The sequence below is a fragment of the Streptomyces caeni genome (genome assembly GCF_042678285.1).
GTDB classification, from domain to species: Bacteria; Actinomycetota; Actinomycetes; order Streptomycetales; family Streptomycetaceae; genus Streptomyces; species Streptomyces caeni.
The window spans coordinates 19,061-37,727 of record NZ_JBHUDX010000067.1; the positions used below are offsets into that span (position 1 = coordinate 19,061).

Sequence of the window (18,667 nt, forward strand, 5' to 3'; positions counted from 1 at the left end):
GGGGTCAGGTGTTGCTGGTGCCCCAGTCGTCCTCGCCGCTGCCGTTCGTGTTCCGCTCCCGCAGCGAGCGCACACGGACGGCGACCGAGTCGGGCATGCGGTCGCCGACCTTGGTGCTCACCGCGTGGAAGGCCCTGCCCGCGTACTCGCGTCCCTGCTGGGCGGCCGACTCGGCGGTGTTGCGCACCGCGGGGTTCTCGGCGATCTGGCGGGCCGACTTCTTCATCTGCTCATACCGCTCGCGTCCGGCCCGTGTGCCCAGCACATAGCCCAGAAGCAGCCCGGCGACGAACGTGAGCCGATAGCGCATGGCGGCCACCCTTCCCTTGCGTCTGCATCGTCCCTTGCGTGGGCGTCGGTCGCGGGGCGAACCGATTGGCGGAGCACCCCCCTGCTTGCGCTAATGTATGTGTCGCAGCGAGCGCGCGCCCCCTGGCGGATGCCCGGGTAGGTACGTTCGATGCAACGAGGCGTTCCTCCGTAGCTCAATTGGCAGAGCAGCCGGCTGTTAACCGGCAGGTTACTGGTTCGAGTCCAGTCGGGGGAGCTCGGTCCTCCGTAGCTCAATTGGCAGAGCAGCCGGCTGTTAACCGGCAGGTTACTGGTTCGAGTCCAGTCGGGGGAGCACGCTGAAGAGGACCCCACCGGGGTCCTTTTTCATGTCCGCAGGAACCGCCCGCGCCCAGGATGAAGTCCTCAAGGTCGCGCGAAGCCGACCACGCGAAGCAGGAGATCGTATGAGCGGCTATGCTGCGGCAGACGGCGCGTACAAATGTGCGCGACGCGCCGTAACGGGGCGGTAGCTCAGCCGGTTAGAGCAGCGGACTCATAATCCGTCGGCCGTGGGTTCGAGTCCCACCCGCCCCACTGTGCAGGTCTGTGAGCTGCGGAGACGTCTCATCGGGGGCGCGGATTCAGGGCTTTGGGGCAACGGGCCGAATCCGCCGCTCGTGGCGGGGGGACGCCGAAGCCGGGACGCTGATGGGACGCAGGCGGTCGGAAGTGGCTGCCTGGGAACCGGAGTGCGGAACCGCGCGCCGCCGTTCCTCCGGCGTTGCTGCGCAGGACGTTCCCCGCCGATGCCCCCAACGCCGCCACGACGGACGTCGCCGCTGCCGGCCCTTTCACCTTCCGCGGCGGCGGTCCGGAACCGGTGGCTGTGGCGGGACCACACCGTCGGCCGGCAGGAGCCGTCTTCGTGCATGCGGCCGCGTGGGTTCTATTGCCGTTCTATTGCCTGAGGTCGATCATGCGGACGGCTTGTCCCGTCGTGCGGGCGATGGTCTCGAAGTCGTGGTCGCAGTGGAGCAGCGTGAGTCCCGCCTCCTCGGCGGCGGCCGCCACGAGGAGGTCTACGGGTCCCGCGCTGCGGTGCTCACCCTTGGCAGTCAGCTGTTCCTGGACGACGCGGGAACGGCGGTAGACGCCGTCCGGCATCGGACACCAGACGTAGTGGGCGTCGAGCGACGCCTTCACACGCCTGCGGTCTGCGGCCGAACGGGCCGAGTACAGGACCTCGAGTTCGGTGATGTCGCAGATCGCGACGAGTCCGGCGCCGATCCTGTCATCCCAGTCGGCCGTGTTCTGGCGGAGCAGGACGCGGGCGAGGGCGGAGGTGTCGATGAGGTAGTCGGCGACGGTCATTCATCCACTCCGGAGTCGCGGACGTCGTCAGCGGCGCTCATGGGCCGGTACCTGCTCTTGTTCAGGAGGAGGTCCATGTCCAGCGCGCCGTCGGCAGCCAGGGCGCGGGCTTCGTCGAGCGCGCGCAGACGCCGGTAGCGGGCCGTGACCTCTCGCAGAGCCGTGTTGATGGTGTCGCGCTTGGTGGTGGTGCCGAGTTCCTTGGCCGCTTCTTCCAGCGCCTCGTCGTCGAGATCGATGACCGTCCGACTCATGGTGCCCTCCACTTTCCCGCCGACCTGTGTATATCAAGGTACTGGATCGTTTATACATCGGCCAGGTCCGAGCAGCGGGGCCCCTCGTTCCCGCCCATGCGGTGAGGGCCGAGCGGATACTCGGGAGGGGGCGGCTCACTGGCTCAGTTCGATGACGCGCCTGCGGGGGTAGCCCGCCGTGCTTCGCACCGAGCTTCGACGGGCTGCTCTCGTCCCCGCTTCGGTCTGGCTGTGGGCGCGGATCAGGTGGCCGGGCGCAGAGGATGAGCGGTCGCGCCGCACCCCCGTTCCGGTGAGGCTTGGCCGCGCGCAGGTCGCGGAGCATGACCGCGAAGTTCGGGGAGTCCGGGAAGGGCTGACGGTTCCCGATCTTCCGGTATCCCCACGTCTCGTAGAGCGCCTGCACCTTGGGGTGTTCGGCGGAGACCGCACCTGAGTCCCGGGCCTTTCGGCTGTGCCCGGCGAGTGCTCAGTACGGAGCCAGCCATGTCGTAGGTCCCCAGCACGGCCACGCGCAGTTCCAGGTCTCCTTGCCGGTACAGGCAGGAGGACAGGTCGGCGGTCCACGAACCCTCGGGCAGGAACGCGGCCAGGGCGTCGAGTTGGGCCGCGCCCCAGGCGGCATGCCGTTCGGCCCCCAGGAGGAACGCATCGCTGAATTCGCTCACCACGCCCAGACCCCAGGACGCCGCTGTCACCACACGTCGAGCGGGGTCGCCACGCCCTGGCGGGGCGCGGGAGGCTCAGCCGGACTCCCCGGGGCGTGTCCCTCGCCGATATCGCTGACCCGGCGCACCCACCGGTGCCGCTCCCGGTGCGGCCGCCGGCGGGTGCGCCAGCAGCACGATCCGGAGCAACGAGCCGCGCGGCCGGTCGGGTACCACGGTGAGGGCTCCGCCGTGACCCTCGACGACGGCGCGCACGATCGCCAGGCCGAGCCCGGTGCCGGGGCGCCCCGACGAGGGCGGTGGGCCGCTGCCGTCGTCGGCCCGTGACCGGGTGAAGCCGATGCCCGTGTCCTCCACCTCGACCACGGCGCCACCGCGGGTCGTCCTTGCTCTCCGGGGTCGGCAGCTCGCCGCGGACCATCTCCGCGTAGCAGCGGGCCACCGTGATCGGGGTACGCATCTCGTGCGAGCAGTTGCGGACGAACAACTCCTTGACCTCCTGCGCGCGGCGTTCGCGCTCGACGAGGCTCTGCGTCTCCGCGAGGGCGGCGGCCCGTCGGCGTGCGTGCCAGGCCATGGCGAGGAACACCAGAGCAATCAGCGGCACCTCGGCGAGCTCGTCCCAGTCGGCGTGGCCCCGCGCCACGAAGCCGCCCAGCACCGTGCCCGTGACCAGGATGACCACGGTCAGCACGACGGCCATACGGCGCACCGACCAGCCCTGGAACCCGTAGACGACGGACAAGCTGATCCACACCAGGTGGAACGCCACGGTCTTCAGGTCGGGTACGACGAACAGCAGCAGCTGGCTGCACACGGCGAACAGCACCCAGCCGGCGAAGACGAGACGGGGGCGCTCAGCCGGCACTGAACGCGTACCCGACATTGCGCACCGTCTCGATGACCGGCCGGGGGACCTTGCCGCGGATCCGGCGGACCGTCGCGCCGACCACGTTGCTCCCCGGACCGTCGGCGTAACCCCAGACGCTCGCGAGGAGTTCACGCCTGCTGCACACCTCCCCGGCCCGCCGCATGAGATGGCCGAGCAGCATGAACTCGCGGTGCGACAGGGGCACGTCCTTGCCGCCCATGCTGAGCGCCTGCCGTTCGAGGTCGAGGGTGGCCTCCCCGACGCGCAGCCATCGCTGGGAGACGCCGGTGGCGGGAGTACGGAGCCGGGTGCGCACGCGTTCCACCAGCTCCGCGGTCGCGAAGGGCTTGCCGAGGAAGTCGACGGCCCCGATCCGCAGGCAGCGGACCCGGGTCGCGACGTCGACCACGGCGGACAGGACGAGCACGCGCTGGTCGGGCCGCCGGTCGAAGGCGCGCCGCATCACCTCGAAGCCGTCGAACCCGGGCAGCATGAGGTCGAGCACGACGAGGTCGAACTCGCCGTCGCGCAGGTGGTGTACGGCGTCGGGGCCGGACCCCGTGCCGTCGACGACGTGACCGTCCGCCTCAAGAGTGCGTGTGAGGTAGGCGCGCAGCCATGCCTCGTCCTCGACGACCAGCAACCGGGCCATGATGGCTACCGGCCCTCCCCCCGCCGCACATGTGGCAGCGCTCCCTGGGCTGTCATCTGCGGCTGTCCCCGGATCTGTTATAGGTGTCGCTCCGGTGTTCGGCAGGCGGTCTTCCGAATGTGGCGGGATCGGCCTGGTCGGGCGCCCGTTCCAGGAGAGCGGGATGACAGTGCGTGATCGGTAATTCACGTAGTGCGGCGATCCGGTCTGTGCGGTGACGTCCCGTTCGGCCCGCCCCGCCATGACAGATGGATGAGAGTCGCGTCATCTTCGCCCGAGGTCCCGGCTGCCGGCCGCAGGGTTGTCGCGCGCCCCCCACAGGTCGTGCCACCGGCCGGTGGCAGGAGCCTGCGTCTTCGTTCTCCCCGCCCCGGTGGGCCAGGGGCCGGACCCGGGCGCGCAGGCCGCGGCAGGTCAGCAAGGGGAGGGGGAAGGCGTGTTCACCGAGCAGGTGAGAAGACGGTTCCGGAAGCGGATACGGCGCACCGTCGCGTTGATCGGCTCCGGGGCGGTGCTGGCGGGGCTGGCGGTCGTCACGGGTCTGCCGCCCGCGCCGGTCCGGCAGGCGCAGGCGGCCGCCGCCGACGGGCCGAGCGGCCCGACGGACGAGACGAAGGTCCCGCACTACTTCGGCCCGTGGCCGAACTGGGCCAACAGCCCGCTGACGCTGTCGAAGGCCCGGGTGACCATCAAGTCCACCGCGATGCGGGTGGGGAACCCGTCGGCCGACCGGGCGTTCGCGACCGATTACGCGACGCCGCCGGGCGAACTCGGACCGGTGCTCGTCATCGTGTCCGGCTCTCCGCTTCCCGACGGCACCCTCAAGAGCTTCCAGACCTGGAACCAGGCCACGCCGGGCGGGAGTCCCTCGGCATCCGAGGGCGGCCTCTTCCACGCCTACGTCCTCAGGCCGGCGGGCGCGGCGGACACGTACGCCGTGGTGTCCGACAGCGGGCTGCAGACGGTGCCCGCGCCGGCCGCCGCGGCCGGAGAGGTCACGACGTACGACGTCCCCGACGTCGCCGTGCGGGCCGGGGACGTCATCGGCTTCTACGGTGAGGGCGTCCCGGTCGACACGGGTGTCGCCTCCCGCACCGACACCTTCGTGTACCCGGCCGGCGTCGACAGTTCCACCACGCCGCAGACCACCGTGCCTCCGAAGGAGGGCGGCACGGTGGCGGTGGGTTCGGCGGACTACCCGCGCTACCCGGTCCAGGACCGGCAGTACTCCTTCGGGGCGCAGGTGGTCCCGGACGGGACCGGCGCCGAGGCGACGGCCACGGTGGACCCGCAGACCGGCGGCATCGCCTCCATCGACGTGACCGCCCCGGGGCACGGCTATGTCGCGGGCGCGACGTCGGTCACCGTCGACGGCGGCACCACGGCGGCGACCGCGGAGGCCACCGTCAAGGCGACGGGGGCCGTGGTCGGCCTCACGGTCGGTGCGGGCGGCAGCGGTTACGGCGGCTTCGCGGTCGGCATCACCGGGGGCGGCGGCAGCGGTGCCACCGCCACGGCCTCCGGCGGGTGGACGCCGTGACGATCGCGGACGGGGGGTCCGGCTACACCATGCCCACGGTGGACTTCGACCGTCCCGACGACCCGAACGGCACCGTGGCCAAGGGACATGTCGAGCCGGCCGACCTCGCGGCCGACGGCAGCGTCACCAAGGTGACCGTCGACGATCCCGGCAGCGGCTACAGCGGCGCCCCCGGCGTCGCGATCCACAACGGGACCCTGGCCGACCCGATCCCCGGTGCCACGGAGGCGAAGGTCTCCAGCAGCCTGAGACTCGTGGGCCTCACGGTGGACACGATCGGCTCCGGCTACACCGGAAGGCCCGACGTCGCCATCACCGACCCGACGGGAAAGGGCGGCACCGGGGCGGCGGCGAAGGCCGTGACGGACACCGGCGCGATCAGCGCGGTCAAGGTCACCGCCCCGGGAGCCGGCTATCTCTCGGCCGGGACCGGAGGGCGGGCCGTGGGCCCGCCCTCCGGCGCGTGTCCGGCGAGGACGCGCACCGCGGCACCGGCGGCCGGTCGTGACGGGGACCTGCGGCAGTACGCCCACGGGAATCTCGTCCCGGGCGGTCGTCACCCGGCGGCCCACCTGGTGGTGGTTTCGGCGGTTGATTCGGTGGCTGAGGCCTGGTGGTCGTTTTCGGCGGTTGATTCGGTGGCTCAGGCCCGGTGGTCGTCTCCGGTGGTCGTCTCCGGCGGGCGTCACCCGGCGGGCGTCGCCTCGCCGACGGCGGAGCGCGTGCGCAGGCCGCGGGCGACGACCGGCGGCATCGCCGTGCCCAGCGCGGCGAACGCCACGGCCAGGGCCACCCAGCCGAGCGCCCCGTGGCCGAGCACCAGCCAGATGAAGACCGCGGGGGCGATCATCTTGCCGATGTCGGCGCCCATCGCGTGCGTGGCCTGGTACTGGCCCTGGGCGTGGTCCGGGGCCAGGTCGAAGGCGATGCCCCAACTGCCAGCCGCCTGCCGTACCTCGCCGAGGGCGTGGGCGACGGCGCCCACCGCGAGCAGCAGACAGGCAGGCACCAGTGCCGCCTTGTCGCTCAGTGCGAACACCAGACAGGCGGCCGCGACACAGCCCGCGCCCTGGAGGCTGGCCCGCGCGGCGGACGTCGGGTCGTCCACGCCCCGGGCGGCCCGGGTCTGGACGGCCACCACCAGGATCGTGTTGAGCAGCAGGATGGCCGCGCTCATCCAGCGAGGCGCCCCCGTGTGGCGCAGCACCCACAGGGGCAGCACCACGTCGAGCAGCACGGTGTGCGTGGTCAGCAGCCCGTCCAGGGCGGCGAAGGTGAGGAACGGCACGTCGCGCAGCACCGCGAGCGCGGGGCCCGCCGAGGCCGGGACCGGCGGGACGGACGGTTCCTTCACCGTGAGCAGGCCGGTGATCAGGAAGGTGACGGCGATGAAACCCACCGCCGCCTGGTACGCCTCGCGGGAGCCCAGGGCCAGGACGAGACCGGCGAGGCACGCCCCGACCGAGACGCTCGCGTTGGAGGCCGCGCGAATCTGAGCGAGCACGGTCACCCGGTTCGCGGAGGGAACGAGCCCCGCGATCATGGCTTTGCGCGCGCTGCGGCCCGACCGGTAGGCGATGCCCTGGGCGGAGACGACGACCAGGTACGGCCAGAAGTGGGTGACGAACAGCAGAGCGCACGTCAGCACGGTCAGCACCAGGAACGACCATATCTGCACGGTGCGCGGGCCGGCCCGGTCGGCCAGATGGCCCAGCGGGATGCTGCACAGCAGGACGATCGCGGCGGCGACGCTCACGCTGAGTCCGAGCTGACCCGACGTCAGGTGCAGCACGGTCACCGCGTAGATCGCGCTGAGTGCCATCCACAGTCCCTGGCCCAGCGTCATCACCATGGTGATGACCGTGAGGAGCCGCGCGGGTCCGGGCGGAGGCAGGAGGGATCTCATTCCGGTGGCACTCCTCGCTCGTTTCTCTCCCGCTCTTCTCCTGGTGAGGCTAGGCCACCCCCCGGCCACCGGGTCCTTGGGCCCACAAAGGGAGTTGAGCGCGAAAATCCCGTTCTGCTCGTTGAGTTCGATGCCCTGCGGGACACACGGTACGAGCCCAATGGGCAGAACGGGATTTACTCGTTAAAGAAGCAGTGCGCTCGCAACGGCACAACGCGTACGGGGCACCGCTAGCGTCGGTCCGGCTTCCCGTCACCGGAGTTCGGACCGACATGACCACAGCACTCGACCGGCGTCTGGGCGCCGGTCTGCTCCACCACGCCAGCGTCCGTCCCGACCACGTCGCCCTGACCGTCGGGCGCCGTGACTACACCTACGAGGAGACCGCGGCCACCGCGCGGCGCTGGGCGGCCGCCCTCGTCGAGACGGTGGCGGGCCCGCCCCGCAGGGTCGGGGTGTTCGCCCACCGCAGCGAGGTCGGCTATCTGGGCGTGGCCGCCGCGCTGTTCGCCGGCGCCGCCTTCGTACCGCTGAACCGGAAGTTCCCGGTGGGGCGCACGCTCACCATGCTGGAGCGCGCCGACGTCGACGCCGTCCTCGCGGACGCCGCGTCGGCCGCCCAGCTCCCCGAACTGCTGCGGCAACTGCCTTACCGCCCGGTCGTCCTGCTGCCCGACGCCAGGCGGTCCGAGGTGCCGGGCCTCGACGGGCACCGGGTGCTGGACGCCACCGACCTCGCGGGGTTCACGGCGCCGGCGACACTGCCCGAGCCCGCCGCCGACGACCCTGCGTACCTGCTGTTCACCTCGGGCAGCACGGGCGTGCCCAAGGGGGTGCCCGTCACCCACGCCAATGTGCGCGCGTTCCTCGACACCAACCAGGACCGCTACCGGCTGACCCCCGACGACCGGCTCACCCAGACCTTCGACCAGACCTTCGACCTGTCGGTGTTCGACCTGTTCATGGCCTGGGAGAACGGCGCCCGCGTCTGCTCCATGGACCCCATCGAACTGCTCGCGCCCTTCACGTACCTGGAGCGCAACGGCATCACCGTCTGGTTCTCGGTGCCCTCGGTCGCCGCCGTGCTGCGCCGGCGCGGGGTGCTGCGGCCGGGCTCGATGCCGACGCTGCGCTGGAGCCTGTTCTGCGGGGAGGCGCTGCCCAGGGCCACCGCCGAGGAGTGGCAGGCGGCGGCGCCGTACTCCACCGTGGAGAACCTGTACGGGCCGACCGAACTCACCATCGCCTGCACCGCCTACCGCTGGGACCCGGCGACCAGTCCGGCCGAGTGCGTCCACGACAACGTGCCCATCGGACGGCCCTATCCGGGCCTCGACGCCCTGGTCGTCGACGAGCGACTGGCCGACGTCCCCGAGGGCGAACCGGGCGAGCTGTGCCTGGCCGGGCCGCAGACCACGCCCGGCTACTGGCGGGCGCCGGAGCTGACCGCGCAGCGGTACTTCGAGCGCGCCGGGCGGACGTACTACCGCACCGGCGACCTGGTGCGCCGCCTGAACGGGCAGTACGTCTGCCTCGGCCGCAACGACCAGCAGGTCAAGATCGGCGGTCACCGCGTCGAACTGGGCGAGATCGAGGCCGTGCTGCGCCGCGCCGGGGCCCTGGAGGCGGTGGCCCTGCAGTGGCCGGACGCCGGAACGATCACCGCCGTGGTGTCCGGTGCCGGCGACCCCGCGGCCCTGTCCGACGCCTGCGCGGCCGGTCTGCCCGCCTACATGGTGCCGAGGTCCGTACAGGTCGTCGGGGAGATGCCGGTCAACGCCAACGGCAAGGTGGACCGCCCGGCGCTGTGCCGGTGGCTGGAGCAGCGGACGCCCGGCCCCGGCTGATCCCGCCGGACGTCCTACGGCATCCGCACACGACCGACCGCAGAAGGGGAACCATGAGCAGTGTCGACGCCCTCGTCGCCCGCACCCTGGGCATCGCCGAGGACCGGGTCACCGACACCCTGGAATACCAGTCGATCCGGCAGTGGGACTCGCTCGGCCACATCTCGCTGATGGTGGCGCTCGAAGAGGCGTACGGCGTGCCGGTCGACGACGAACTCACCCTCGCCCTGCGCTCGGTGACGGCGATCCGGGAGTTCGTTGAGGGACGCGTCCCGGGCCGGGAGCCCTCCCCCGCGCCGGGCTCCGCCCCCGCGGGGCAACCCCCCGCCGGGCAGCGGCACATCGTGCACCGCGGCCTGGACGGCGTCAGCTTCGACCGGACCACCATCACCCGCATCGACGGCGCCGAGGGGATCCTGGAGTACCGCGGCTACAGCATCCACGACCTGGCCGAGCACGCCTCCTTCGAGGAGGTGGCTTACCTCCTCGTGCACGGCGAACTCCCCGACGCCGCGGCCCTGCCGGCCTTCGAGAAGGAGCTGCGGGCTGCCCGCGAGCTGCCCGCCCCGGTGCTCGACCTGGCCCGCTCGCTGGCCCACGCCCACCCCATGGACGCACTGCGCACCTGCGTCTCCGCGCTCGAAGCGTTCGGGCCCCGGCGCGACGCGGGCACGGACGAGACGTACGAGCAGGCCCGCGAGACGGGCATCGCGCTGATCGCCCGGATCCCCATGCTGGTGGCCGCCCACCACGCCTTCCGCAGCGGCCGCGAGCCGTCCACCCCGGCCGAGGAGACCTCCTGCGCGGACGCCTTCCTCACCGCCCTGCTCGGCGAGCGGCCCACACCGGCCGCGGTGCGGTTCCTGAACAAGGGACTGATCGTGCACGCCGACCACAGCTCCAACGCGTCGGCGTTCGCCGCCCGTGTCGCCATCGGCTCCCGGGCCGGGATGACGGCCGCGGTCACCGCCGCCGTCGCCACCTTCGCGGGCTCCGTGCACGGCGGCGCCGCCGAGCGCGTCATGCGGCTCGTCGACGAGGTCGGCGCGCCCGAGCGGGCCGCGGAGTACGTGGCACGGCTGCGCGGACGGGGCGAGCCGGTGATGGGCTTCGGCCACCGGGTCTACCGCACCGAGGACCCGCGGGTACGCCATCTGCGGTCCACCGTCGTCGAGTTGAGCCGGGAGCGGGGCGACAGCCGCGGCCTGGAGATCCTGGACGCCGTCGCCGAGGCCATGCGGCCCTACGGCCGGCACGGCCTCGCCCCCAACGTGGACCTCTACGCCGGTCTCGCCTACCGGCTGCTCGGCCTGCCCGACGACCTCGCGGTCCCGCTGTTCGTCGTCGGCCGTACCGCCGGCTGGGTGGCGCAGGCGCTGGAGCAGCAGTCGAACAACGTCCTGATCCGGCCGCTCCTCGACTATGTCGGGCCGCGCGGACGCCGCCTCCCGGCGGCGCGGGAGGCGGACGCCCGATGACCGCGCCGATCAGGACACGCCTCGCCGGGCAGGCGGTCGGGCTGTACGGCCTGCCGGAGTTCGCCGAGGCGAGCGGCTTCGACCTCGGGGCCGTCCCCTACACCGGCCGGGTGCTGCTGGAGTCCCTGCTGCGGGCGGGCGACGACGCGGCGGCCGCCGGGCTCGGCAAGCGACTGGCGGCGGGGGAGGAACCAGGCCTGGAGATGCCGCTGCGGCCGGCCCGCATCCTCGTCCAGGACTACACCGGCATCCCCCTGCTGGTGGACCTGGCCGCCCTGCGCGACCGGGTGGCCGAGCCGGGGCGGGTGAACCCCGCGCTGCCCGTGGACGTGGTCGTCGACCACTCCGTGCAGGCCGACGTCGCCGGACGGCCCGACGCCCTCGCCCGCAACGAGGCCCTGGAGCTGGAGCGCAACCGGGAGCGGTACGCGTTCCTGAAGTGGGCCGAGGGCGCCTTCGACGGGCTGCGGGTCATCCCGCCGGGCAGCGGCATCGTCCACCAGGTCAACCTGGAGCGACTGGCGACCGTCGTCGCGCGCGCAGAGGGCGACGTGCTCCACCCGGACACCGTGATCGGCACCGACAGCCACACGACCATGGTCAACGGTCTCGGTGTACTCGGCTGGGGCGTCGGAGGCCTGGAGGCGGAGGCCCTCATGCTGGGGCTCGCCCAGCCGATCCGCGTCCCGCCCCTGGCCGGCGTGCGCCTGACCGGCGCCGTGCGCCCGGGCACCTCGCCCACCGACGTGGTCCTCGCGCTCACCGAGCGGCTGCGCCGGGAGAACGTGCGCGGACTGATGCTGGAGTTCACCGGCCCCGCGGTCGCCGCACTGTCGGCCCCCGACCGCTGCACCATCGCCAACATGGCGCCCGAGTACGGTGCCATGTCCGCCTTCTTCCCGGTGGACGACGAGACCCTGGACTACCTGCGGCGTACCGGGCGCACGGAGCGGGACGTCGCCCTGGTGGCGGAGTACTGCCGGCGCCAGCGCCTGCTGCGCGAGGGCGACGCGCCCCGCTTCGGGCGGGTGATCGAGTTCGACCTCGGGGAGGTCGGGCCGAACCTGGCCGGGCCCAGCCGCCCCGACCAGCGGATCCCGCTCGCCGGCCTGCCCGGCTCCTTCGCCGCGCTCCACCCCGCCGAGCCCCGGACCGAGGGCGGTGTCACCGACGGCGACCTCGTCATCGCGTCCATCACCTCCTGCACCAGCACCTCCAACCCGAAGGCGATGCTGGCGGCCGGACTGCTCGCGCGCCGGGCCGTGCAGCGGGGCCTGACCGTGCCCGGGCACGTCAAGACCAGCCTGTCGCCCGGCTCCCGGGCCGTGACCCGCTACCTGCGGGACGCGGGCCTCCTCGACGACCTGGAGAAGCTCGGCTTCCACGTCGCCGGGTACGGCTGCATGACCTGCAACGGCGGCAGCGGCCCGCTGAGCGACGGGGTCGGCGACGCCGTCGACCGCGCCGGTCTCACCGTCGCCGCCGTGCTCAGCGGCAACCGCAACTTCGAGGCCCGTGTGCACGCCCAGGTCCGGGCCGGATACCTGGCCTCGCCCGCCCTCGTCGTCGCCCTCGCCCTCGTCGGCCACGTCCGCGTCGACCTGGACCGCGAACCCCTGGGCAGCGACGCCGACGGCGAACCCGTCTTCCTGCGCGACCTGTGGCCGCAGGACGTGGAACTACGGGCCCTGGAAGCCGAGTTCGTCACCCCGGAGGTCTTCGCCGACGACCCGGCCACGCAGGCGGGCTGGGCGGCCGTCACCGCACCGGACTCCGCGGTCTTCGCCTGGGACGAGGACTCCACCTACATCCGGCCCCCGGCCTACGCCGACGCCCGCCCCCGCTCCGGTCCGCTCAACGGCGCCCGCGCGCTGCTGGCGCTCGGCGACGACGTCAGCACCGACCACATCTCACCGGTCGGCGCCATCCCGGCCGACTCGCCGGCCGGCCGCCACCTGCGCGAACGCGGGGTGCGCGACTTCAACTCCTACGGCTCGCGGCGCGGCAACCACGAGGTCATGGCCCGCGGCACCTTCAGCAATCCGCGCCTGCGCAACCGTCTGGCCGGCGACGGCGACAGCGGCGGCAGGACGCTGCACCTGCCGAGCGGCGAGCGGCTGCCGGTGTACGAGGCCGCGTGCCGGTACGCCGCCGAGGGCACCCCGCTGATCGTGCTGGCCGGCCGCTCCTACGGCATGGGCTCCTCCCGGGACTGGGCGGCCAAGGGCCCCTGGCTGCTGGGTGTGCGGGCGGTCCTCGCCGAGAGTTTCGAGCGCATCCACCGCGCCAACCTGTGCGCCATGGGCATCCTGCCGCTGCTGCTGCCGGCGAGCTGGCCGGAGCTGGGACTGAGCGGCCGGGAGGAGTTCCACCTGGCGCTCGACGCGGTGCGGGAGACCGGCGAGGCGCGGGTCACCGCCGACGGGACCTCGTTCACCGTACGCGCCGACGTGCAGTCCGCGGGGGAGTGGGACGTGCTGCTGGCCGGCGGCACGCTGCCGTACCTGCTGGGGCGGCTGCGGGAAGGGGAGGGACGATGAGCGGGCACCTCCTGGACGAGCTGGGCCTGCGCTCCGCCGCGTCGGCCGACGCCCTCGCCACCGGGGCCAAGACCTTCGCCCCGGTGCACGTCGGCACCCACGACATCCCCATCGGGGGCCTGCTCGACCTGCTCCACCGGCACGAGGACCTGCTGCCGCCGCGCACCGGGCACCTCGGCAACTGGGAGGACATCGCGCTCGGCCGGTCCGGACCGATGGACTTCAACACCGCGATCTGCGGTGGCGGCCACGGCTATCCGCTGATCTACGGCTTCACCCGCACCGAGGCCGACACGGCGGGCGGCGACGAGGCGTACCAGCCCGGCTCGCTGATCGGGCAGGGCAAGCGGGACACCCTGGCGCTGTACACCTGGGACGGGCGGGCCATGGTCCGGCGGGACCGCAGCCGTCCGCTGTTCTGCCCGCTGACCCAGGCGGAGGTGGACGGTGCGCTCGTTCCGCTCGTCGACCTGCACTGGCGGCGGATGCGGGAGATCCCCGGCTTCCGCTTCACCCAGTGGGCGGCCGTCCTCGTCGACCGCGGCCCGCTGGTCACCGACATGCTGACGCTGCTGATCGAACAGGCCGACGCCACCGCGAAGCAGGGCACCCGCCTGTCGGAGCTGATCAGCCACGCGGCATGGCTGGACGGCGCGGTGGACCGCTGCGACCCGCAGCGGGACGGCGCGGGGTACGTCCTCGAAGGGCACCGCTATCCCTCGGCCCGCGCGCTCGCCGAGGCGGCCATGGTGCTGGTGCGCGCCCTGGTCGAACCCGCCGCCTTCTTCGAGCGGCTGCCGACGCTGCCGCCGGTGCTCCCGGTGATGTCGCTGCAGCTGACGAACGTGCTGTTCGCGCTGCTCGACACCCACCACCCGGGCCGCCCGCCCGGCGTCCCTCAGAGCCCCTTCGTCACCCATGTGCACTGGGGGGCCCGCGCCATGGCGGGCTGCCCGCCCCGCCGCGGCGGCTATCTGGCGCGCCGGTCCACCGTCCGCTCCCTGCGGGCGATCACCACCCCCCTGGTGCGCCACTTCGACGCGGCCCGCCCGGTGGCCTTCGTGCTGCTGCCGGCCCAGGTCTTCATGCTCTGCCCGCCCAGCACCGAACCCGCCGACGCCGGACTGCTGGCGGACCTCTTCAGGCACCTGCGGGCCGCCCGCCCCGACGACTCCTACGACACCGCGCTCTCCTGGCTCGCGGAGCACGGCGGGCGGCTGTCGCCCTATCTGCGCGGCCGCTTCCGGGACGGCAGCGGCGTGCCCGCGGGCGGCGAGACGCGAGAGGCGGCGGTGCCCGTGGAACCGGAGGGCTTCCGGGAGCTGACGTTCCGGCAGGCGTGCGCCGCCGTCGCCGCGTGCGAGGAGGCACTGGGATGAAGTTCGTCCACCGCACCGTCTCCATCGCCCTCAAGGAGCCGTTCGTCAGCAACACGGGCGTCACCACCGAGGTGCGACAGAGCGTCGTCGAGCTGACCTGGGAGGGCCTGACGGGCTACGGCACCGCGCGGGACGCCGACCCCGCGGACGTCGACGCCTGCGCGCCCGTACTGGCGGAGGCCGCCACGCCGTACGAACTGCGGGCCGTCCTCGCCCGGCTGGCCGGAGCGGGCATCGGACCCGCCGCCCGCTGCGCCGTCGACATGGCGCTGCACGACCTGCTCGGCAAGGCGTGCGGGCAGCCGCTGCACCGGCTGCTGGGCCTGGACGGACTGCCCGTCGGGCCGACCGCCCTGTCCATCGGCGCCTGCCCGGACGGCGAACTCCTCGACAGGGGCCGTGCGCTGGCCGGCTGGCCGGTGCTGAAGCTGAAGTTCACCCCGGACGACGACGGCAGCCGCGCCGGGCTGCTGCGCTCGGTGTACGGCGGGCGGATCAGGGTCGACGGCAACGGCTCCTGGAGCCCCGACCGGGCCCTGCGCGTCGCCCGCACCCTGCACCGGCACGGCGTCGAACTCCTCGAACAGCCCGTTCCGCCGGGCGACCCGGACGCGCTGCGGTACGTCCACGAGAACGCGCCGCTGCCCGTCTACGCCGATGAGGACTGCGCCGGCCCCGACGACGTGCTGCGGCTGACCGGCCGGGCCGGCGGCGTCAACGTGAAGCTGGTCAAGTGCGGCGGGCTCCTCGCGGCCCGCGAGACCATCGCGCTCGCCCGGCGCGCCGGACTGCGGGTCATGCTCGGCTGCAAGCTGGAGAGCGCCCTCGGGGTGACGGCCATGACCCAACTGGCCCCGCTCGCCGACGAACTGGACCTCGACGGCCATCTCGGCCTGGTCGGGGACCCGTTCACCGGAGCGACCGTCGACCGTGGTGTGATCGGGATGCCGACGGCCCCCGGCCTCGGCGCCACCCAGACCGGCACGACCTACGGAGACAACTGACATGCGACTGCGCTGTGCCGTGCTCGACGACTTCCAGGACGCCGCGCTGCGATCCGCCGACTGGACCCCGGTCAAGGACCGGGTCGAGGTCGTGGTCCTGCGCGAGCACATCGTCGACGAGGACGAACTCGCCGCCCGCCTCGCCGACTTCGACATCGTCGTCACCCTGCGTGAGCGGGTGCGCTTCCCGGCCTCGCTGCTGGACCGCCTGCCCCGGCTGAAACTGCTCGTCGCCTCCGGGATGCGCAACTCCGTCATCGACTTCGCCGCCGCCCAGCGGTGCGGGGTGACGGTCTGCGGCACCGCCAGCTCCTCCACCCCGCCGGTGGAGCTGACCTGGGCGCTGCTCCTCGGCCTCGCCCGCTCCCTCGTGACCGAGAACAACACGCTGCGCGAGGGCGGCCCCTGGCAGTCCACCGTCGGCGCCGACCTGCACGGCCGCCGACTGGGCCTGCTCGGCCTGGGCAAGGTCGGCGGCCGGGTCGCGCAGGTGGGCCTGGCCTTCGGGATGCAGGTCGCCGCCTGGAGCCAGAACCTCACCAGGGAACGCGCCGACGAGGTGGGTGTCGAACTCGCCGCCTCCAAGGAGGAGCTGCTGGGGAGCAGCGACTTCGTCTCCGTCCACCTCGCACTGAGCGACCGCACCCGCGGCCTGCTCGGCGCGCGCGAACTCGCCCTGCTCAAGCCCACCGCCTACCTGGTCAACACCTCGCGGGCGGCCATCGTCGACCAGGACGCGCTGCTGGCCGCCCTGCGCGAGGGCCGCATCGCCGGCGCCGGAGTGGACGTCTTCGACACCGAGCCGCTCCCCGCCGGCCACCCGATGCGCACCGCCCCCCGTCTGCTCGCCACCCCGCACCTCGGATACGTCTCGCAGGCCAACTACGCGACGTACTACGGCCACGCCGTGCAGGACATCCAGGCGTTCCTGGAGGGCGAGCCGGTACGCCGCCTCGGCTGACCGGCCGCCGGCCGGCCGCCCGGCGGCCGGCCACGGCAGCCCCTGCCCAAGTCCGCATCTGCCCCTTGGAGATCCACGTGAGCGCGCAACGCCGCATGATGAAGCTCGGCGCCTTCCTGCCCGCACCGGGCCACCACGTCGCCGCCTGGCGCCACCCCAACGCCCGTCCCGACGGCGGACTCGACTTCGGCTACTACCGCTCGCTCGTGCAGACCGCCGAGCGGGGCCGGTTCGACATGGTCTTCCTCTCCGACGGGGCCGGGGTGCGCACCAAGTACCGGGACGCCGACGAGCTGAGCCGGCAGGGCCGCATGGTGCACTTCGAGCCGCTGACGCTGCTGTCGGCGCTCGCCGTGCACACCACACACATCGGCCTGACGGCCACCATGTCGACGACGTACAACGAACCCTTCAACGTGGCCCGCCAGTTCGCCTCCCTGGACCACCTCAGCGCCGGCCGTTCCGGCTGGAACGTGGTCACCTCGGCGACCGACGCCGAGGCCCGCAACTTCAACCTGGACCGGCAGCCGGAGCACGCGGCGCGGTACCACCGGGCACGGGAGTTCATGGAGGTGGTCACCGGGCTGTGGGACAGCTGGGAGGACGACGCGTTCCTGTACGACAAGGAGGGCGGGCGTTTCTTCGACCCGGAGAAGCTGCACATCCTGGGGCACGAGGGGGAGCACTTCCGGGTGCGGGGGCCGCTGAACGTGGCGCGGCCGCCGCAGGGGTACCCGGTCATCGTGCAGGCCGGCTCCTCGCCGGACGGGCAGGACTTCGCCGCCCGCTGGGCCGAGGTCGTCTTCACCGTGCAGCAGACCCTGGACGGGGCACAGGCCTACTACCGCGGGCTGAAGAAGCAGGTCGCCGACTACGGCCGCGACCCGGACCAGACGAAGATCCTGCCCGGCGCGTTCATCGTCGTCGGCCGCACCAAGGCGGAGGCCGAGGACAAGTACGCCACCCTGCAGGACCTGGTCGACCCGGTCGTCGGTCTCGGCATGCTGTCGTACCAGCTCGGCATGGTCGACATCTCCGGCTTCCCGCTGGACGGCCCGCTGCCCGAACTGCCGCCCACCGAGGGCTCCACCAGCAAGCAGCAGCTGATCTACGAGAAGGCGCGCAGGGAGGGCCTGACCATACGCGAGCTGTATCTGTCCGTGGCGGCCGGGCGCGGCCACCGCTTCCTGCTCGGCACCCCCGAGACCATCGCCGACGAGCTGGAGGAGTGGTTCGTCGGAGAGGCCTGCGACGGCTACAACATCATGCCCGACTACCTGCCCGACGGCCTCGACGCGATCGTCGAGCTGCTGGTGCCCGAACTGCAGCGGCGCGGACTGGTGCGCACCGAGTACGAGGGCACCACCCTGCGGGAGAACCTCGGGCTGCACCGGCCGGCGTTCGGCGCCGCGGGGACCAGATGACCGTCGAGGCAACGGCCCTGCGCGCGGTGCTGCGCCCGCACGCCTCGGGTGTCGCGGTGCTCACCGCCCAGGGCGAGGACGGACCGGCCGGCGTGACCATCACGTCGTTCACCTCGCTCAGTGCCCGCCCCGCCCTCGTCTCGTTCGCGCTGGCCGACACCTCCGGCACCTGGGCCCTGGTCCGGGACGCGGAATGGTTCGGCATCCAGCTGCTGGGCGCCCACCAGACGGAGCTGGCCGAGCGGTTCGCGACCCGGGGCGCCGACCGGTTCGCCCCGCCGACCGGCTGGCACTCCGGCCCGCACGGCGTGCCGCTGCTCGACGGCTGCCTGGGCTGGCTGGTGTGCGCACGGCAGCAGCGGAGCAGGGTCGGCGACCACCACCTGGTGGTGGCGTCCGTCGAGCATGTGCGTGAGGGGGCGCCGGGAGAGAGTCTGGTGCACCTCCACGGCCGGCTGCGGCCCGTCACCTCCACCACCGCGTCAAGGATCTGAGAGCC

15 protein-coding genes, 3 tRNA genes and 2 pseudogenes are annotated in these 18,667 nt (G+C 72.9%); 13 read left to right on the plus strand and 7 right to left on the minus strand.

Annotated elements, in window-relative coordinates; translation table 11 throughout:
• Positions 1-4 precede the first annotated feature (4 nt).
• Positions 5-310 carry a YtxH domain-containing protein gene (locus ACFSL4_RS23330; protein WP_381086237.1) on the minus strand — a complete coding sequence of 102 codons (306 nt, stop codon included), beginning with the start codon at positions 308-310 and terminating at the stop codon, positions 5-7.
• 164 nt (positions 311-474) lie between these two features.
• On the opposite strand from ACFSL4_RS23330, the gene ACFSL4_RS23335 reads away from it, so the two are divergent.
• From ACFSL4_RS23335 to ACFSL4_RS23345, 3 genes are all read left to right on the plus strand, one after another.
• Positions 475-547 (plus strand) — tRNA-Asn (locus tag ACFSL4_RS23335).
• Positions 548-552: 5 nt separating this feature from the next.
• Positions 553-625 (plus strand) — tRNA-Asn (locus ACFSL4_RS23340).
• A 168-nt stretch (positions 626-793) separates the two neighbouring features.
• Positions 794-867, plus strand: a tRNA-Ile gene (locus ACFSL4_RS23345).
• Positions 868-1,230: 363 nt separating this feature from the next.
• On the opposite strand, the gene ACFSL4_RS23350 is transcribed toward ACFSL4_RS23345, so the two are convergent.
• The 4 genes and pseudogenes from ACFSL4_RS23350 to ACFSL4_RS23365 all read right to left on the minus strand — a co-directional run.
• Positions 1,231-1,644, minus strand: coding sequence for a PIN domain nuclease (locus tag ACFSL4_RS23350; RefSeq protein WP_381086240.1), 414 nt, complete (start codon positions 1,642-1,644; stop codon positions 1,231-1,233).
• Positions 1,641-1,898 carry a type II toxin-antitoxin system VapB family antitoxin gene (locus ACFSL4_RS23355; protein WP_381086243.1) on the minus strand — a complete coding sequence of 86 codons (258 nt, stop codon included), beginning with the start codon at positions 1,896-1,898 and terminating at the stop codon, positions 1,641-1,643. The genes ACFSL4_RS23350 and ACFSL4_RS23355 overlap by 4 nt, the downstream gene beginning before the upstream one ends.
• A gap of 307 nt (positions 1,899-2,205) precedes the next feature.
• A pseudogene (locus tag ACFSL4_RS23360) lies at positions 2,206-2,325 on the minus strand (GNAT family N-acetyltransferase); the annotation flags it as partial.
• A gap of 316 nt (positions 2,326-2,641) precedes the next feature.
• Positions 2,642-2,935: pseudogene (locus tag ACFSL4_RS23365) on the minus strand (ATP-binding protein); the annotation flags it as partial.
• A 94-nt stretch (positions 2,936-3,029) separates the two neighbouring features.
• Between ACFSL4_RS23365 and ACFSL4_RS23370 the strand changes: the two are divergent.
• Positions 3,030-3,437 (plus strand): hypothetical protein, encoded by a 408-nt coding sequence (locus ACFSL4_RS23370; RefSeq protein ID WP_381086248.1) that lies wholly within the window; start codon positions 3,030-3,032, stop codon positions 3,435-3,437.
• Here ACFSL4_RS23370 and ACFSL4_RS23375 read toward each other — a convergent pair.
• A complete protein-coding gene (locus ACFSL4_RS23375; protein ID WP_381086251.1) occupies positions 3,424-4,089 on the minus strand; it encodes a response regulator transcription factor in 666 nt (221 codons plus the stop codon). The genes ACFSL4_RS23370 and ACFSL4_RS23375 overlap by 14 nt on opposite strands.
• 436 nt (positions 4,090-4,525) lie before the next feature.
• On the opposite strand from ACFSL4_RS23375, the gene ACFSL4_RS23380 reads away from it, so the two are divergent.
• Positions 4,526-5,629: a hypothetical protein gene (locus tag ACFSL4_RS23380; RefSeq protein WP_381086254.1), complete on the plus strand. Its 1,104-nt coding sequence runs from the start codon at positions 4,526-4,528 to the stop codon at positions 5,627-5,629.
• A gap of 685 nt (positions 5,630-6,314) precedes the next feature.
• Here the strand turns inward: ACFSL4_RS23380 and ACFSL4_RS23385 are convergent.
• Positions 6,315-7,535, minus strand: a complete 1,221-nt coding sequence (locus ACFSL4_RS23385; RefSeq protein ID WP_381086256.1) for an MFS transporter — start codon at positions 7,533-7,535, stop codon at positions 6,315-6,317.
• Between the two features lie 272 nt (positions 7,536-7,807).
• On the opposite strand from ACFSL4_RS23385, the gene ACFSL4_RS23390 reads away from it, so the two are divergent.
• From ACFSL4_RS23390 to ACFSL4_RS23425, 8 genes are all read left to right on the plus strand, one after another.
• A complete protein-coding gene (locus tag ACFSL4_RS23390; RefSeq protein WP_381086259.1) occupies positions 7,808-9,382 on the plus strand; it encodes an amino acid adenylation domain-containing protein in 1,575 nt (524 codons plus the stop codon).
• A 53-nt stretch (positions 9,383-9,435) separates the two neighbouring features.
• The gene (locus tag ACFSL4_RS23395) at positions 9,436-10,860 is read left to right on the plus strand and encodes a citrate/2-methylcitrate synthase (RefSeq protein WP_381086261.1); all 1,425 of its coding nucleotides are present in this window, start codon (positions 9,436-9,438) and stop codon (positions 10,858-10,860) included.
• Positions 10,857-13,400, plus strand: a complete 2,544-nt coding sequence (gene acnA / locus ACFSL4_RS23400; protein ID WP_381086264.1) for an aconitate hydratase AcnA — start codon at positions 10,857-10,859, stop codon at positions 13,398-13,400. Before ACFSL4_RS23395 ends, acnA begins: the two co-directional genes overlap by 4 nt.
• Entirely contained in the window at positions 13,397-14,779 is a 1,383-nt protein-coding gene (locus ACFSL4_RS23405) for a DUF6025 family protein (RefSeq protein WP_381086267.1), read from the plus strand. Before acnA ends, ACFSL4_RS23405 begins: the two co-directional genes overlap by 4 nt.
• Positions 14,776-15,783 (plus strand): mandelate racemase/muconate lactonizing enzyme family protein, encoded by a 1,008-nt coding sequence (locus tag ACFSL4_RS23410; RefSeq protein WP_381086270.1) that lies wholly within the window; start codon positions 14,776-14,778, stop codon positions 15,781-15,783. The genes ACFSL4_RS23405 and ACFSL4_RS23410 overlap by 4 nt, the downstream gene beginning before the upstream one ends.
• Before the next feature lies 1 nt (position 15,784).
• Positions 15,785-16,744 carry a D-2-hydroxyacid dehydrogenase family protein gene (locus ACFSL4_RS23415; protein WP_381086273.1) on the plus strand — a complete coding sequence of 320 codons (960 nt, stop codon included), beginning with the start codon at positions 15,785-15,787 and terminating at the stop codon, positions 16,742-16,744.
• A 77-nt stretch (positions 16,745-16,821) separates the two neighbouring features.
• Complete coding sequence (locus ACFSL4_RS23420; RefSeq protein ID WP_381086275.1) at positions 16,822-18,168, plus strand: LLM class flavin-dependent oxidoreductase; 1,347 nt, start codon at positions 16,822-16,824, stop codon at positions 18,166-18,168.
• Entirely contained in the window at positions 18,165-18,662 is a 498-nt protein-coding gene (locus ACFSL4_RS23425; RefSeq protein WP_381086278.1) for a flavin reductase family protein, read from the plus strand. Before ACFSL4_RS23420 ends, ACFSL4_RS23425 begins: the two co-directional genes overlap by 4 nt.
• The last annotated feature ends 5 nt before the right edge of the window (positions 18,663-18,667 follow it).

Coding starts and splice junctions, on each gene's coding strand:
- ACFSL4_RS23330 (WP_381086237.1), bottom strand. CDS start 310: ATGCGCTATCGGCTCACGTTCGTCGCCGGGCTGCTTCTGGGCTATGTG.
- ACFSL4_RS23350 (WP_381086240.1), bottom strand. CDS start 1,644: ATGACCGTCGCCGACTACCTCATCGACACCTCCGCCCTCGCCCGCGTC.
- ACFSL4_RS23355 (WP_381086243.1), bottom strand. CDS start 1,898: ATGAGTCGGACGGTCATCGATCTCGACGACGAGGCGCTGGAAGAAGCG.
- ACFSL4_RS23375 (WP_381086251.1), bottom strand. CDS start 4,089: ATGGCCCGGTTGCTGGTCGTCGAGGACGAGGCATGGCTGCGCGCCTAC.
- ACFSL4_RS23385 (WP_381086256.1), bottom strand. CDS start 7,535: ATGAGATCCCTCCTGCCTCCGCCCGGACCCGCGCGGCTCCTCACGGTC.
- ACFSL4_RS23390 (WP_381086259.1), top strand. CDS start 7,808: ATGACCACAGCACTCGACCGGCGTCTGGGCGCCGGTCTGCTCCACCAC.
- ACFSL4_RS23395 (WP_381086261.1), top strand. CDS start 9,436: ATGAGCAGTGTCGACGCCCTCGTCGCCCGCACCCTGGGCATCGCCGAG.
- acnA (WP_381086264.1), top strand. CDS start 10,857: ATGACCGCGCCGATCAGGACACGCCTCGCCGGGCAGGCGGTCGGGCTG.
- ACFSL4_RS23405 (WP_381086267.1), top strand. CDS start 13,397: ATGAGCGGGCACCTCCTGGACGAGCTGGGCCTGCGCTCCGCCGCGTCG.
- ACFSL4_RS23410 (WP_381086270.1), top strand. CDS start 14,776: ATGAAGTTCGTCCACCGCACCGTCTCCATCGCCCTCAAGGAGCCGTTC.
- ACFSL4_RS23415 (WP_381086273.1), top strand. CDS start 15,785: ATGCGACTGCGCTGTGCCGTGCTCGACGACTTCCAGGACGCCGCGCTG.
- ACFSL4_RS23425 (WP_381086278.1), top strand. CDS start 18,165: ATGACCGTCGAGGCAACGGCCCTGCGCGCGGTGCTGCGCCCGCACGCC.